Origin of the sequence: Rhizobium esperanzae (assembly GCF_014197615.1) — a bacterium.
Classification (GTDB): domain Bacteria; phylum Pseudomonadota; class Alphaproteobacteria; order Rhizobiales; family Rhizobiaceae; genus Rhizobium; species Rhizobium esperanzae_A.
On the sequence record NZ_JACIFY010000001.1, the window covers coordinates 398,622 to 412,953 of the forward strand.

At 61.3% G+C, this 14,332-nt stretch carries 12 protein-coding genes; 6 read left to right on the top strand and 6 right to left on the bottom strand.

The window, feature by feature from the left end:
• Positions 1-83: 83 nt before the first annotated feature.
• Positions 84-611, bottom strand: a complete 528-nt coding sequence (locus tag GGD57_RS02055) for a hypothetical protein (protein ID WP_184466336.1) — start codon at positions 609-611, stop codon at positions 84-86.
• A gap of 187 nt (positions 612-798) precedes the next feature.
• Here GGD57_RS02055 and GGD57_RS02060 point away from each other — a divergent pair, with 187 nt between their 5' ends.
• From GGD57_RS02060 to GGD57_RS02070, 3 genes are all read left to right on the top strand, one after another.
• Positions 799-2,010, top strand: a complete 1,212-nt coding sequence (locus GGD57_RS02060; RefSeq protein WP_003586206.1) for an NADP-dependent isocitrate dehydrogenase — start codon at positions 799-801, stop codon at positions 2,008-2,010.
• A gap of 70 nt (positions 2,011-2,080) precedes the next feature.
• Positions 2,081-2,527: a GNAT family N-acetyltransferase gene (locus GGD57_RS02065; RefSeq protein ID WP_184466338.1), complete on the top strand. Its 447-nt coding sequence runs from the start codon at positions 2,081-2,083 to the stop codon at positions 2,525-2,527.
• An 88-nt stretch (positions 2,528-2,615) separates the two neighbouring features.
• Positions 2,616-3,242, top strand: coding sequence for a glutathione S-transferase family protein (locus GGD57_RS02070; protein ID WP_184466340.1), 627 nt, complete (start codon positions 2,616-2,618; stop codon positions 3,240-3,242).
• 71 nt (positions 3,243-3,313) lie between these two features.
• Here GGD57_RS02070 and GGD57_RS02075 read toward each other — a convergent pair whose 3' ends face one another.
• Positions 3,314-4,165 carry an AraC family transcriptional regulator gene (locus tag GGD57_RS02075; protein ID WP_184466342.1) on the bottom strand — a complete coding sequence of 284 codons (852 nt, stop codon included), beginning with the start codon at positions 4,163-4,165 and terminating at the stop codon, positions 3,314-3,316.
• A 139-nt stretch (positions 4,166-4,304) separates the two neighbouring features.
• Positions 4,305-4,685 (bottom strand): nuclear transport factor 2 family protein, encoded by a 381-nt coding sequence (locus GGD57_RS02080; protein WP_210303660.1) that lies wholly within the window; start codon positions 4,683-4,685, stop codon positions 4,305-4,307.
• Between the two features lie 113 nt (positions 4,686-4,798).
• Here GGD57_RS02080 and GGD57_RS02085 point away from each other — a divergent pair, with 113 nt between their 5' ends.
• Positions 4,799-5,164, top strand: a complete 366-nt coding sequence (locus GGD57_RS02085) for a winged helix-turn-helix transcriptional regulator (protein WP_184466346.1) — start codon at positions 4,799-4,801, stop codon at positions 5,162-5,164.
• Positions 5,165-5,292: 128 nt separating this feature from the next.
• Here the strand turns inward: GGD57_RS02085 and alaS are convergent, their stop codons facing one another.
• Together alaS and recA are read right to left on the bottom strand one after the other, a co-directional pair.
• On the bottom strand, positions 5,293-7,947 hold the full coding sequence (alaS, locus tag GGD57_RS02090) for an alanine--tRNA ligase (protein ID WP_184466348.1): 2,655 nt from the start codon (positions 7,945-7,947) through the stop codon (positions 5,293-5,295).
• A 151-nt stretch (positions 7,948-8,098) separates the two neighbouring features.
• Entirely contained in the window at positions 8,099-9,187 is a 1,089-nt protein-coding gene (gene recA / locus GGD57_RS02095) for a recombinase RecA (RefSeq protein ID WP_088681186.1), read from the bottom strand.
• A gap of 229 nt (positions 9,188-9,416) precedes the next feature.
• On the opposite strand from recA, the gene GGD57_RS02100 reads away from it, so the two are divergent.
• Both GGD57_RS02100 and GGD57_RS02105 read left to right on the top strand, forming a co-directional pair.
• Positions 9,417-10,361: a carbohydrate kinase family protein gene (locus GGD57_RS02100; protein WP_184466350.1), complete on the top strand. Its 945-nt coding sequence runs from the start codon at positions 9,417-9,419 to the stop codon at positions 10,359-10,361.
• A gap of 88 nt (positions 10,362-10,449) precedes the next feature.
• A complete protein-coding gene (locus GGD57_RS02105) occupies positions 10,450-11,376 on the top strand; it encodes a pseudouridine-5'-phosphate glycosidase (RefSeq protein ID WP_184466352.1) in 927 nt (308 codons plus the stop codon).
• A 265-nt stretch (positions 11,377-11,641) separates the two neighbouring features.
• On the opposite strand, the gene cckA is transcribed toward GGD57_RS02105, so the two are convergent.
• On the bottom strand, positions 11,642-14,245 hold the full coding sequence (cckA, locus tag GGD57_RS02110) for a cell cycle histidine kinase CckA (RefSeq protein ID WP_184466354.1): 2,604 nt from the start codon (positions 14,243-14,245) through the stop codon (positions 11,642-11,644).
• Positions 14,246-14,332 lie beyond the last annotated feature (87 nt).

Here is a 14,332-nt window from a genome sequence, read left to right on the forward strand (position 1 = left end):
AAAAGCGGAAATCAAACCATCGGAGAACCGGTCGGAACAATCGCCCGGCATCGATTCTCCGGTATCGATCGAATGTCGCGCGCCTACTGGCCCTTGGCAATCAGCGCCATCGTCGCCTTCAGTGAATCTCGGCCCTGCGTTTCGATATTCTCGGTGACGATGTCGTCGATGACAGGTGCACCACCTTCTTCGATCACCTCGAAACGGACGGTCGTGTAGTCCTTGGCATCGGGCGCATCCGAACAGGCGGATTTCTTGAAGCGCACAGTCACCTCAGCCGTCCCGTTGACCGCGGGCGCCGCCGCCATCGTCAGATCCTCCAGCGGGCATGCATCCTGACCGTTGACGATGACGTCGTAGTCGAATGGCGATATGCCATCGTCATCGACCGCCGGAAATTGCGCGGCCGCCTGGTACTTGGCGACGAAATCCTTGCTGTAGAGACGGGCGAGCCGGCTTGCATCGAAGATGTCGGTCCAGTCGCCGCTGTTGTCGGCCCAGTTGCTCCTAGTCGCGTCCATGATCTCCTTCACGGGCGCGATGGCATCGGCCGCATGGGCTGCGCCTGAAAAGGCGATAAGGCTTGCGATAACAACGGCGATTGTCTTCATGTCGAATGTTCCGGGCGGGCAAATCAAGGCGGACACTAGCCAGATTTCCGCGCTTGGCAATGCCGGCAAAAACGCATTCTCGAACCCGTTGCAGCTTTGCGTTCCCGGTTCACAATGCTATAGCGCTCCTCACCACGTCACCCACCTGGGACCTCCGTCCCCATTCAAGCTCGAACGAGGCAGATACATGAACAAGATCAAGGTCGCCAATCCCGTCGCCGATCTCGACGGCGATGAAATGACGCGCATCATCTGGCAGCTTATCAAGGACAAGCTGATCCATCCGTATCTCGACCTCGACATCGACTATTTCGACCTCTCCGTCGAAAATCGCGACGCCACCAACGACCAGGTCACCGTCGATGCCGCCAACGCCATCAAGAAGTACGGTGTCGGCATCAAGTGCGCGACGATCACGCCGGATGAAGCCCGCGTCAAGGAATTCAACCTCAAGGAAATGTGGAAGAGCCCGAACGGCACGATCCGCAACATTCTGGGCGGCGTCATCTTCCGCGAGCCGATCATTTGCAAAAACGTGCCGCGCCTGGTTCCCGGCTGGACGCAGCCGATCGTCGTCGGCCGTCACGCCTTCGGCGACCAGTACCGCGCCACCGACTTCAAATTCCCCGGCAAGGGCAAGCTGACGATCAAGTTCGTCGGCGAAGACGGCACAGTCATCGAGAAGGAAGTCTTCAACGCGCCGGGCGCCGGCGTTGCCATGGCGATGTACAACCTCGATGAATCGATCCGCGAATTCGCCCGCGCTTCGATGATGTACGGCCTGATGCGCAAGTGGCCGGTTTACCTGTCGACCAAGAACACCATCCTCAAGGCCTATGACGGCCGCTTCAAGGACATCTTCGAAGAAGTCTACGAGACCGAATTCAAGGATCAGTTCAAGGAAGCCGGCATCACCTACGAACACCGCCTGATCGACGACATGGTCGCCTCGGCGCTCAAGTGGTCGGGCGGCTACGTCTGGGCTTGCAAGAACTATGACGGCGACGTCCAGTCCGACACGGTTGCCCAGGGCTTCGGCTCGCTCGGCCTGATGACCTCGGTTCTGCTGACGCCCGATGGCAAGACGGTTGAAGCCGAAGCCGCTCACGGCACGGTTACCCGCCACTACCGCCAGCACCAGAAGGGTCAGGAAACCTCGACGAACTCGATCGCCTCGATCTTTGCCTGGACCCGCGGCCTCGCACACCGTGCCAAGCTCGACGACAATGCCGAGCTTGCCCGCTTCGCCTCGACGCTCGAAAAGGTCTGCGTCGATACCGTCGAATCCGGCTTCATGACCAAGGATCTGGCGCTGCTCATCGGCCCCGATCAGCCGTGGCTCTCGACCACCGCCTTCCTCGACAAGATCGACCAGAACCTGCAGAAGGCCATGGCATAAGCCAGCCCTTTCGCGATAGCATTGAAACGGCGGGGATTTCCCCGCCGTTTTCATTTTGGGAGAATAGCTGATGACGGCGACCGTGCGCCCGCTCGAACCTTCTGACCGCGCTGCCTGGGAACCCCTATGGGCGGCCTATCAGCGTTTCTACGACGTGGTGATCCCCGCCGAGACGACCGATCTTACCTGGGCGCGCTTCCACGATCCCGACGAGCCGATGCATGCGCTCGGCGCCTTCGACGAAGACGGCCGCCTCGTCGGTATCGTCCATGCCATCTTTCACCGTTCCTGCTGGATGGCGCAATGGACCTGCTACCTTCAGGATCTCTATGTCGAAAGCAACAGGCGCGGGCTCGGCACCGGTGCCGCGCTGATCGACGCCGTCGCCGACCTCGCAAGCGCAAATGGTGCGGGCCGGCTCTATTGGATGACGCACGAAACGAATGCAACGGCGCGACGGCTTTACGACAGGATCGCCGAGCGCTCGGGTTTCATCCAGTACCGCAAGGCTCTTTAAAGATCGGGGGTTGCACAAGGACCTCGCCGCGCTATTGATTCCGGGCGACGGCAATGCCTCGAACAAGAGCAACACGCGGGAGGATCTCATGACCGAAGAACTGGTATTCTATACGAACCCGATGTCGCGCGGCCGCATTGCGCGCTGGATGCTGGAGGAAATCGGCCAGCCCTATCGCACCGAACTCCTGACCTTCGGCGAAGGCATGAAGAAGCCCGAATATCTCTCGGTCAATCCAATGGGCAAGGTGCCGGCGATCCGCCACGGCGACACCGTCGTCACCGAATGCGCGGCGATCTGCGCCTATCTCGCCGAGACCTTCCCGGAAAAGGGGCTGGCCCCCAAACCGGAGGAACGCGCCGCCTATTACCGCTGGATGTTCTTTGCCGCCGGCCCGCTGGAATCGGCGGTGACGATGAGGGCGCTCGGCTTCGAAATTCCGACGGAGCGCCTGCGCATGGCCGGCTGCGGCGGGTTCGGCGACGTCATGAACACGCTCGAGATGGCCGTTTCCGGCTCGACCTATGTCGCCGGCGAGCGCTTCACAGCCGCCGACGTCTATGTCGGCTCGCATGTCGGCTGGGGCCTCGGCTTCGGCAGCATCGAAAAACGCCAGGCCTTCGTCGATTATTTCGGCCGCATCAGCGAACGTGAGGCCTATAAGCGCGCCAATGCGCTGGACGACGAGGCCGGCAGGACGATGCAGGCCGCCTGAAAATTCCAGGACGGACAGTCGCCCAATCGTTCGGGGACGCGGCAGATCCGCCGCGCCCCTTATGGATAACCTCAGATAAGCGGCATGTGAATATCCGTCAGAAGCTCCGTCGGCGACACCTCGCGCGGATTGTTGAGATATTCCTCGAACATGACCCTGTCCTTCAGTTGCCGGCCGGATTTCGGCAGCCATTCGGCAAAGAGCCACTGATAGGACTTGGGCATATTGGCATAGGGACCCTTGTGGCGCAGCACGGCATAATCGCCGCCGTCGATCCTGCGCCGCTCGAACGGCACATCGGCCGGCACTTCGGAGGCACCGGTGACGCAGGCAATCGAGCGCAGCTTTTCCTCCGACACAACGTCGGGATCGTCGAGATAGACGCCGATCATCCGCATGTCGGGCTTGGCGAGGCCGCGGGCGTAAAGCGTGCCGAACAGGGTCTCGAAGGCCTTGTCGATCTGCATGTAGGAACCGGTATGGGGAACACCGATCAGCTCCATCGGTCCGATCTCACGTATTGTAACGTCTAACATGGCTTTGGTCTTTCCGTTAAGTGAGGGTTCGAAGGCTGTGTGGCTTCCCTCTTTCCGGTAACGGGCCGGCGGCATGCCGTAGACCGACCTGAAGATGCGATTGAAGGATTGGAGATTGGGATAGCCTGATCGCTTCGCAATTTCGCTGACGGTAAGCTCCGTACGGACAATCTCGCCCGCCGCGCGATGCAGCCGCAGCCGCTTGACGGTTGCCGCCAGCGTCTCGCCATAGATCGCCCGGTAGATCCTGTGCCAGTGATAGCTCGACATGCAGGCGATCTCGGCAAGGCGCTCCATATCCAGCTCCTCGTCGAGGTGGTCGTGAATATAGGCCGAAACCCGTCTCAGACGGCTTTCATAAAGTGCCCATGCCGTTTCGCCGTTCATGTCAAACCTCGTGCAAAATCGATCGACTGCAGAGAACCATATTCCGATTTGACAAATCCTGCGGACTTTACCCGGGCGGAAACCGAAAGGAAAAGCGGAAGCCGAGCCTCCGCCGTTCAAATTCGGTGAGAAAATCGTTCTATCGCTCTTCGGCGGTAAACGACCAATGGGTCTGTACGATCCGCCATATCGCATCTTCCCGGCGATAAACCTCGGTACAGTTCCAGCGCATCTCTGCGCCTTCGCTGCCGCTATAGGAGACGAAGCGAAAGGTCAGCACGGCAGCGTTTCCGATTTCGGCAACACGCGGCGTTATCATCTCGTAGCGGGGAGCAAAGATCTTGCCTCGGATCCCCTCGTAATAGGCCGTGAGCTTTTCCAGCCCATCCAATCTTTCGGGTAGAAAAGGATCGAAATAGGTAACATCAGGCGCCGACAACTCCAGAAAACCCGATGGGTCGCCATTACACCAGCGTGCAAGCGCGGCCTTCTCCAAGTCGATAACGGTATGATGGTTCACGTCCAGGCTCCTTTTCAAAGTGGGAGCCAGCCTATGACGCAGATCGAAAAATTACGCCAGTACGCACAAATAAAGCCTATACTGTCTCATTTGATAGTGTGGAGACATGAGAGATGCGCAAGCAGCGCCATACGTTTTATGGGAATTGTCCCGTAGAGGCCGCGCTCGACATCATCGGCGGCAAATGGAAAGCGATATTGCTGTTCCACATCCTCGACGGCACCAAGCGTTTCAATGAGCTGGGCAGGCTGCTTCCAGGACTGACGCCGCGTATGCTGACCACGCAGTTGCGAGAGTTGGAAGCGGACGGCGTCGTCACCCGGACGATCTATCCGCAAGTACCGCCCAAGGTGGAATATTCGATCACGCCGTTCGGCCGAACTCTGCAACCATTGTTGCAGGAGCTTGCGGCATGGTCGGAAACACACGTGAAGCCGCGACTCGAGCATGCGTCATCGGCCGACTCCCCTGAATCGTAGCGCACGGCAGAAGACATCGGGAATGGAACGATGCGTGGCAAGGATAAGACTGAGCAGCGAACGATATCTCTGACAAACAAAGGGCGGGAACAAGTCCCGCCCTTTATAAATCAATCGATTTCCGGAGTTCAGCCTGCGAGCGCCACGGCAACGGCCTCGATCGCCTCATCCGCTTTCGATCCGTCGGGACCGCCGGCCTGCGCCATGTCGGGACGACCGCCACCGCCCTTGCCGCCGAGCGCGGCAGAAGCAACCCGCACCAGATCGACAGCGCTAAAACGATCGACGAGATCCGGCGTCACCGCGACGACGGCGCTCGCCTTGCCATCTTCGGATACACCGATCAGCGTCACGATGCCGGAGCCGATGCTGGCCTTGCCGTCATCTGCAAGACCCTTGAGGTCCTTCGGATCGACGCCGGCCACGGCCTTGCCGAGGAATTTCACGCCGGCGACCTCGCGCACGGCATCGGCTGAACCGCCCTGCCCGCCGCCCATGGCGAGTTTGCGCTTGGCGTCGGCCAGTTCCTTTTCGAGCTTGCGGCGCTCGTCCATCAGCGCTTCGACGCGCGACAGAACTTCCGAAGGCTGAACTTTCAGCGAGGCGGCGAGCGTCTTCACGCGATCATCCTGCTCGGCGAGATATTCGCGCGCCGATTCACCGGTCACCGCTTCGATACGGCGAACGCCGGCGCCGACGGCGCTTTCGCCGAGGATGCGCACGAGGCCAATCTGACCGGTGGCCGACACATGCGTGCCGCCGCAAAGCTCGACCGAGTAAGGCTTGTTGCTCTTTGCGCCATGAAGGCCGGTGCCCATCGACACGACACGCACTTCATCGCCGTACTTCTCGCCGAACAGCGCCATGGCGCCTTCGGCAATGGCGTCGTCGACGCTCATCAGGCGCGTCGTGACAGGCGCGTTCTGTAGCACGATCTCGTTGGCCATCTCTTCGACCACCTTGAGTTCTTCGGCCGACATCGGCTTCGGATGCGACACGTCGAAGCGCAGGCGCTCGGGCGCGACCAGCGACCCCTTCTGGGCCACATGGGTGCCGAGTACCTCGCGCATCGCCTCATGCAGCAGATGGGTTGCCGAATGGTTGGCGCGCAGGCGCGAACGGCGGGCATGATCGACCGTCAACACAACGGCGTCGCCGGCCTTGAACACACCTTCGACCACGGTTCCGGAATGCACGAAGAGGCCTTCGCCCTTCTTCTGCGTGTCTGATATCTCGATCTTGCCATGGTCGGAGGAGATCACGCCGGTATCGCCCATCTGGCCGCCGGATTCGCCATAGAACGGCGTCTGGTTGACGACGATCTGTACTTTCTCGCCGGCCTTGGTCTCGGTCGCAACCGCACCGTCCTTGACGATCGCCTGAACAACGCCTTCGGCTGCTTCCGTGTCGTAACCGAGGAATTCGGTGGCGCCGTGTTTGTCCTTCAGCTCGAACCAGACGGTTTCCGTTGCCTTCTCGCCGGAGCCGGCCCAATGCGAACGGGCTTCAGCCTTCTGGCGCTGCATCGCATCGGTAAAGCCTGATATATCGACGCCGATTTCACGAGCGCGCAACGCATCCTGCGTCAGGTCGAGCGGGAAACCGTAGGTGTCGTAGAGCTTGAAGGCCGTCTCGCCATCGAGCATGTCGCCCTTGGAAAGGTCGGCGGTCGCATCGGATAGAAGCGACAGGCCACGTTCCAGCGTCTTGCGGAAGCGGTTTTCCTCGAGCTTCAGCGTCTCGGAGATCAGCGCTTCGGCGCGCGCGAGCTCCGGATAGGCACGGCCCATCTGCTGCACCAGCGTCGGCAGAAGCTTGTAGATCAACGGCTCCTTGGCGCCGAGAAGCTGCGCATGGCGCATGGCGCGGCGCATGATACGGCGCAGCACGTAGCCGCGGCCCTCATTCGACGGCAGCACGCCGTCGGCGATCAGGAAGGCGGAAGAGCGCAGGTGATCGGCGATGACACGATGGCTGGCGCTACCGGCGGCCTTGACGCCGACGGCATCTTCGATCGCGCCGGTCAGCGTACGGAACAGGTCAGTGTCGAAAACGCTCTGGACGCCCTGAAGAATGCAGGCCATGCGCTCCAGGCCCATGCCGGTATCGATCGACGGACGCGGCAGCGAGTTGCGCACGCCGGGTTCGGTCTGCTCGAACTGCATGAAGACGAGGTTCCAGAACTCCAGGAATCGGTCGCCATCTTCCTCAGGCGACCCGGGAGGACCGCCCCAGACATTCTCGCCCTGGTCGATGAAGATTTCAGAGCAAGGGCCGCAAGGCCCGGTATCGCCCATCTGCCAGAAATTGTCGGAGGTCGGGATGCGGATGATCTTGTCGTCGGAAAAACCGGCGATCTTCTTCCACAGCGCCGCTGCTTCTTCGTCTTCGGAATAGACGGTCACCAGCAGACGATGCTTCGGCAGGTCGAAACCTTCGGTGACGAGCTTCCAGGCAAGCTCGATCGCATTCTCCTTGAAATAGTCGCCAAAGGAGAAGTTGCCGAGCATCTCGAAGAAGGTCAGGTGACGCGCGGTATAGCCGACATTGTCGAGGTCGTTATGCTTGCCGCCGGCACGCACGCATTTCTGCGAGGTCGTCGCCGTGGAATAGGGACGCTTTTCCAGGCCGGTAAAGACGTTTTTGAACTGCACCATGCCGGCATTGGTGAACATCAGCGTCGGGTCGTTGCGCGGCACGAGCGGGCTCGACGGAACGATTTCATGGCCGTTCTTCTTAAAATAGTCGAGGAAGGTCGACCGGATATCGTTCACGCCGCTCATTCTATGCCCTTCAATGCTGCCGGAAGCAGATAATACAAATCCATCGGCTTTTAACGTTCGCCTCAGCCACTGTCCAGCCGACAAACAAAACCGGCCGCATTCTCATCAGGAATACGGCCGGCTTGGTTTTCAATGAGACTGGCGGAAAAACTCACATTTCCGCCGCGTCATCGCCGTCATTGGCATCCGGTCCGCCGTTCTGCAGGAAGCGGTCGGCGATCAGGCCGGCATTCTGACGCAGCGACAGTTCGATCTCGCGGGCAAGATCCGGATTGTCGCGCAGGAAGGTCTTGGCGTTTTCGCGGCCTTGGCCGAGACGCTGGCTGTTATAGGAGAACCAGGCGCCCGACTTCTCGACGATGCCCGCCTTGACGCCCAGATCGACGAGTTCGCCGGTCTTGGAAACGCCCTCGCCATACATGATGTCGAACTCGACCTGCTTGAACGGAGGCGCCATCTTGTTCTTGACGACCTTGACGCGGGTCTGGTTGCCGATCACCTCTTCGCGCTCCTTGACCGCGCCGATGCGGCGGATATCGAGGCGAACGGAGGCATAGAATTTCAACGCATTGCCGCCCGTCGTTGTCTCAGGCGAACCGAACATGACACCGATCTTCATGCGGATCTGGTTGATGAAGATCACCATGCAGTTCGATTTCGAGATCGAGGCGGTCAGCTTGCGCAGCGCCTGGCTCATCAGGCGGGCCTGGAGGCCTGGAAGACTGTCGCCCATCTCGCCTTCGATTTCGGCGCGCGGCGTCAGCGCGGCGACCGAGTCGACGACCAGAACGTCGACGGCGCCGGAGCGCACCAGCGTATCGGTGATTTCGAGCGCCTGCTCGCCGGTATCGGGCTGCGAGATCAGAAGGTTCTGCAGATCGACGCCAAGCTTGCGCGCATAGACCGGATCAAGAGCGTGTTCGGCGTCGACGAAGGCGCAGATACCGCCCTTCTTCTGCGCTTCCGCAATGGTCTGCAACGCGAGCGTCGTCTTACCCGAGCTTTCCGGCCCGTAGATTTCGATGATGCGGCCCTTCGGCAGCCCGCCGATGCCAAGCGCGATATCGAGGCCGAGCGAGCCCGTCGAAACCGTCTCGATCTCGACGACGTTCTCGTTGGAACCGAGTTTCATGATCGAGCCCTTGCCGAACGACCGCTCTATCTGTGAGAGTGCCGCTTCAAGCGCCTTGCTTTTGTCCACCGATTTGTCCTCTACCAGCCGCAATGAATTCTGAGACATCCGATCCACCTTTAGGTTATTGAAGCCGCCCAAGCAATGTCGAGTTTGTACCCTATTTGTTCTACTGTCGCAATAGGCGATCAAACAATTGAAAGAAAAAGGTAAAACGGTCCGTGTTCTATTTTTGTTTTATCGATGCAAAGCAATGGCTTAAGCATGAAATACCGACATGCATCGGAAAAGACGCATCGCATCGATTCGTCCTTCGCCCCTCCGGAGAGCGGCTGAAATGAAGAAAAAGATTCTCGTTCTCGGCGGTGCCCATATCGACAGGCGCGGCCGCATCTCCGGCGAGACGGCGCCCGGCGCCAGCAATCCCGGGACCTGGTTCGAGGAGCCGGGCGGCGGCGGCTTCAATGCGGCGCGCAACCTTGCAAGGCTCGGTTTTCAGGTGACGATGATTTCGCCGCGCGGCGGTGATCCGATCGGTGAGATGGTCGGCGAAGCTGCCGATTTCGCCGGCATCGACGACCGGCCCTTCGTCTTCCTCGACCGCAAGACGCCGAGTTATACGGCAATCATCGAGAAGGACGGCAATCTGGTGATCGCCCTTGCCGACATGGATCTCTACCGCTTCTTCGTGCCGCGGCGTCTGTCCATCCGCTGGGTGCGGGAGGCCTTCGCTGCCCATCATCTGATTCTTTTCGATGCCAACCTGCCGGAAGAGACGATCACAGCGATCGTCGCAAAGGCGCGTTCCCTCGCCAAGCCTGTCGCGGCGATCGCCATCTCGCCGGCCAAAGTCGTCAGGCTGAGGCCCTGCATCGGTGATATCGACTATCTCTTCCTGAACGAGGCGGAAGCCGGAGCTCTTACCGGGCGGCAGCCGGAGAACGCCGACGGCTGGCCGCCACTTCTGGAGGAGATCGGCATCAGGAACGCCGTCGTCACCCGTGGTCGCCGTGAGCTCGTCGCGTTGAGTAAAGGCCGCGCCGTGGCGCTGCAGCCTCCAATCGCCGACACGGTCGCAGATGTCACGGGTGCCGGCGATTCTCTTGCCGCCGGCACGCTTGCCGCCTTGATATCAGGCCTGCCGCTCGAGGAAGCCGTCCGCCACGGCACGGCAGCCGCGACACTCACGGTGCAGTCGCGGCACGCCGTCAACGAAAATCTGACGCCGGATCTCTTGAATGAGGCGCTTGCCCTTGTTCCCGAGGTCAGAATTCTGCATTGAAGGGGCTGAATTAAAGAGTTGAGCATGATGTCGTTCGAAAGCCGCCCACCTTTTCGGTATCATGCTCCGCCGATCACAGGACAAGATCATGACCAAGCCCATCTCCACTCCTCTGCCGATCGCCTATTCGAAGGAGGTCGCGAGCGCCAAGCAGCGCGGCGCGCCGCTGGTGGCGCTGGAGTCGACCATCATCACTCACGGCATGCCCTATCCCGGCAATATCGAGATGGCCCGCAGCGTCGAGGCGATCATTCGTGAACAGGGCGCCGTGCCGGCAACGATCGCCGTCATCCACGGCACGCTGCATGTCGGCCTTGAATCCGCGGAACTGGAGCAGCTCGCCAGGGCGACGGACGTGATGAAGGTGTCGCGCGCCGATCTCGCCTTCGCGATCGCCGAACGCCGCACCGGCGCCACAACGGTCGCAGCGACGATGATCGCGGCCGCCCGCGCCGGCATCCGCGTTTTTGCCACAGGCGGCATCGGCGGCGTGCATCGCGGCGCCGAGGAAAGCTTCGATATTTCAGCCGATCTCGAGGAGCTCGCCCGCACCGGCGTCATCGTCGTCTGCGCCGGCGCCAAGGCGATCCTCGATATTCCGAAGACGCTGGAAGTGCTGGAAACCCGCGGCGTTCCCGTCGTCACCTATGAGAGCGAAGAATTCCCCGCCTTCTGGTCGCGCTCCTCGGGCATATCAAGCCCACTGTCGCTGAACAGCCCGGCGGCCATCGCCAATTTCCAGACGGTGCGCGAACAGCTCGGCATCGATGGCGGCATGCTCGTCGCCAACCCGGTGCCGGAAGCAGACGAGATCCCGAGCGAAGAGATGGAGATCTATATCGAGCGCGCACTCGACAGCGCCGAACGCGACGAAATCACCGGCAAGGCAGTGACGCCCTACCTGCTCTCGACCATTTTCGATCTGACCGACGGCCAGAGCCTGAAGACCAATATCGCGTTGGTCGAGAACAATGCACGGCTTGCGGCGGAGATTGCCGTGGCGCTGGGTGGGTAATTTTTGACGGGTGGGCTGGTCTGTAGCTCTTGAAGGTTTCCGGAGAGGGCGTGCCGTGTAGCACCCCCCTCTGTCCTGCCGGACATCTCCCCCACAAGGGTGGAGATTGGCAAGAGGCTGGACCATCGTTCCCTCACTGCCGTTGCACGGCAGCTATACGGTGGTTGTTTGGGGAAACCATTGCGCCCAGCCGATCTCCCTCCTTGTGGGGGATGCCCGGCAGGGCAGAGGGGGTATCACCCGGCATCCCCTCACAATCACGCGATCAGCTATCCAGCGTCTCTTTCACCACCACCGCCAGCTGCTTCAGCGAGAACGGCTTCGGCAAAAATCCGAATTTCGACTCCGGCGGCAGGTTGCGGGCGAAGGCGTCCTCGGCATAACCGGAGACGAAGATGAATTTCATGTCGGGATAGCTTTTGCGCAGCTCGCGCAGCAGCGTCGGGCCATCCATTTCCGGCATCACCACGTCGGAAACGACGATGTCGACCTTGCCGTCGAGCTCTTCCATGATGCTGAGCGCCTCGACGCCCGAGCCCGCCTCGTGCACGGTGTAGCCGCGCGTTTCCAGCATGCGCTTGCCGCCGCGGCGCACCGCCTCCTCGTCCTCGACGAGAAGGATGACGGCCGATCCCGTCAGGTCCTCCGGCTGCTGCGGCGGTGCAGGCTGCGGCAGCACCTCCGCCCCGGCGATGGCGCCGTCGATCGAACCGGCTTCGGCGGCCACCGCCGGCTCCGGGATGTGGCGCGGCAGGAAAACACGGAACGTCGTGCCTTTGCCGACTTCGGATTCCGGCTGAATGTAGCCGCCCGATTGCTTGACGATGCCGTAGACCATGGCAAGGCCGAGCCCGGTGCCCTTGCCGACATCCTTGGTGGTGAAGAAGGGCTCGAAGATCTTGTCCATGATCTCGGGCGCGATGCCGGTGCCGTTGTCGGCGACCTCGACCAGCACCATGTCTTCGGCCGGCATGTAGGAATAGTTGAAGGCGGAGACCTCAGCGGCGGTCAGGTTTCGGGTGCGCAGCGTCAGCGTGCCGCCCTCAGGCATGGCGTCGCGCGCATTGACGCAAAGATTGATCAACACCTGCTCGAATTGCGAGAGGTCCGTTTTGACAGGCCAGAGGTCGCGGCCATATTGCACGTCGAGCTTGACGTTGGTGCCCGAGAGCAGCCGGTCGACCAGCATGCGCAGGTCGCCGACGACATCGGTAAGGTTGAGCACCGAGGGCCGCATCGTCTGCTTGCGCGAAAAGGCCAGCAACTGGCGCACCAGCACGGCGGCGCGGTTGGCGTTGCGCTTGATCTCCATCAGGTCGGCGAAGCTGGCATCGGCCGGCCGCGCCTGCAGCAGCAGATGGTCGGAGGACAGCAGGATCGCCGTCAGCACGTTGTTGAAATCATGGGCGATGCCGCCGGCAAGCGTTCCCACCGCATTCATCTTCTGCGTCTGCGCCATCTGCGCTTCCAGCGCCTTCTGCTCGGTCACCTCGACGGCATAGACGATCGCCGCTTCCTCGGGCGCCTCGTCGCTCTGGTCGATGACGGCATTGACATAGAAGCGGAAATAACGCGCCTCGTCGGTCGGCGTGCGGGTGTCGAGCGGCGCGATGTCGCCTTGGCGGTCCTTGGCCGCCGCCAGCGCCTCGGCCAACTGCGGCCGGTCGCTCTCCTGCACGATGGTTTCAAGATGCGGCGCCTTTTCCAGGTCGTCGCGCGAGACGACGCCGGAAAACAGCTTGAGGAACGGTGCATTGGTCCGCAGGATACGCCCGTCACCGTCGACCGAAGCAATCGCCATCGGCGTGTTGTTGAAGAAGCGGGTGAAGCGCATGGCGGCCGCCGAGGCCGACTGACTGCTTTCGCTGTTCTTCTCGCGCGCCAGCACGATCGTCCGGCTTTCGCCGGGCGCGCCGTCCCGCATCGAGGTGACGCTGTGGATGATCTGCACCGGCAGGCTCTGACCGTTGGTCTTGCGCAGATCGAGATCGAGCGTCACCGTCTTCTTCAGGCCCGGTTCGGCCTGCACCGACTGGATCAGCGCCAGCCCCTCGCCGGCCACGACGTCGCCGATCGACATCGAGCCCGGCACGAACTTGGTAAGGTCGAGACCCAGCCACTCGGCAAGCGTCGCATTGAGATAGAAAATCTCGCCCTTCCTGCCGGCGGAAAAGAAGCCGGCCGGCGCATGGTCGAGATAATCGATCGCGTTCTGCAACTCCTTGAAGAACCGCTCTTGGTCGTCGCGCTCGGTGGTGATGTCGGTGATCTGCCAGATCTGCAGCGGCTTGCCGCTGCTTTCCTCCGGCTGCAGCAGCCGCGCCTTCAGCCGGTACCAATGCGCGCCGGAGCTGTTGCTGCCGGGCCCGACGGCGCGCAGCAGGCGGAATTCCTCTCGGCCTTCCCTGCCCTCGCGCAGGCCGTTGACCAGCCTGTAGAGCGCCTCGTTCGATTCGCGGTGGCGCGACAGCAGCGTTTCCAGCGTCTGCACCTCGGTCGCCTTGCGCGCCCCGGTCAGGGCGCCATAGGCGGCATTGGCATAGATGATCCGGCCTTTTTCGTCGGTGATCAAGGTGCCGTCGGGATGGCTGTTGAGGAAGGCGCGCGCCAGGCTGTCGGACTGGCGCTGCGGCATCACCTCGATGAAGCCGATGACCGAGGAGACCAGAAAGAAGATGCCGACCATGGCGAGCACGCCAAGGCCGCCGAGCACGATCTCGTTGTCGAGCGACTTTTTGAAGAAGACGAAGCCGCCGGCGGCTGCGATCAGCACGAGCGCCAGCAGAAGAATGCGCAAAACCGTGCCAGAACGCCCCCCGCGATCCACAAGCGGTGCGTTATAGTCGTCGGCCTGACGCGGTTTCGTCATGTATTCCTCACATAAGCCCCTCTCACTTCCTAGCACGAACACGAAGCGGGAATCAGGCACTCCTTCCTTCTTAGCAATTTGCCGCGC

Coding starts and splice junctions, on each gene's coding strand:
- GGD57_RS02105 (WP_184466352.1), top strand. CDS start 10,450: ATGACCAAGCCCATCTCCACTCCTCTGCCGATCGCCTATTCGAAGGAG.
- GGD57_RS02075 (WP_184466342.1), bottom strand. CDS start 4,165: ATGAACGGCGAAACGGCATGGGCACTTTATGAAAGCCGTCTGAGACGG.
- recA (WP_088681186.1), bottom strand. CDS start 9,187: ATGTCTCAGAATTCATTGCGGCTGGTAGAGGACAAATCGGTGGACAAA.
- alaS (WP_184466348.1), bottom strand. CDS start 7,947: ATGAGCGGCGTGAACGATATCCGGTCGACCTTCCTCGACTATTTTAAG.
- GGD57_RS02070 (WP_184466340.1), top strand. CDS start 2,616: ATGACCGAAGAACTGGTATTCTATACGAACCCGATGTCGCGCGGCCGC.
- GGD57_RS02100 (WP_184466350.1), top strand. CDS start 9,417: ATGAAGAAAAAGATTCTCGTTCTCGGCGGTGCCCATATCGACAGGCGC.
- GGD57_RS02060 (WP_003586206.1), top strand. CDS start 799: ATGAACAAGATCAAGGTCGCCAATCCCGTCGCCGATCTCGACGGCGAT.
- GGD57_RS02065 (WP_184466338.1), top strand. CDS start 2,081: ATGACGGCGACCGTGCGCCCGCTCGAACCTTCTGACCGCGCTGCCTGG.
- GGD57_RS02055 (WP_184466336.1), bottom strand. CDS start 611: ATGAAGACAATCGCCGTTGTTATCGCAAGCCTTATCGCCTTTTCAGGC.
- cckA (WP_184466354.1), bottom strand. CDS start 14,245: ATGACGAAACCGCGTCAGGCCGACGACTATAACGCACCGCTTGTGGAT.
- GGD57_RS02085 (WP_184466346.1), top strand. CDS start 4,799: ATGCGCAAGCAGCGCCATACGTTTTATGGGAATTGTCCCGTAGAGGCC.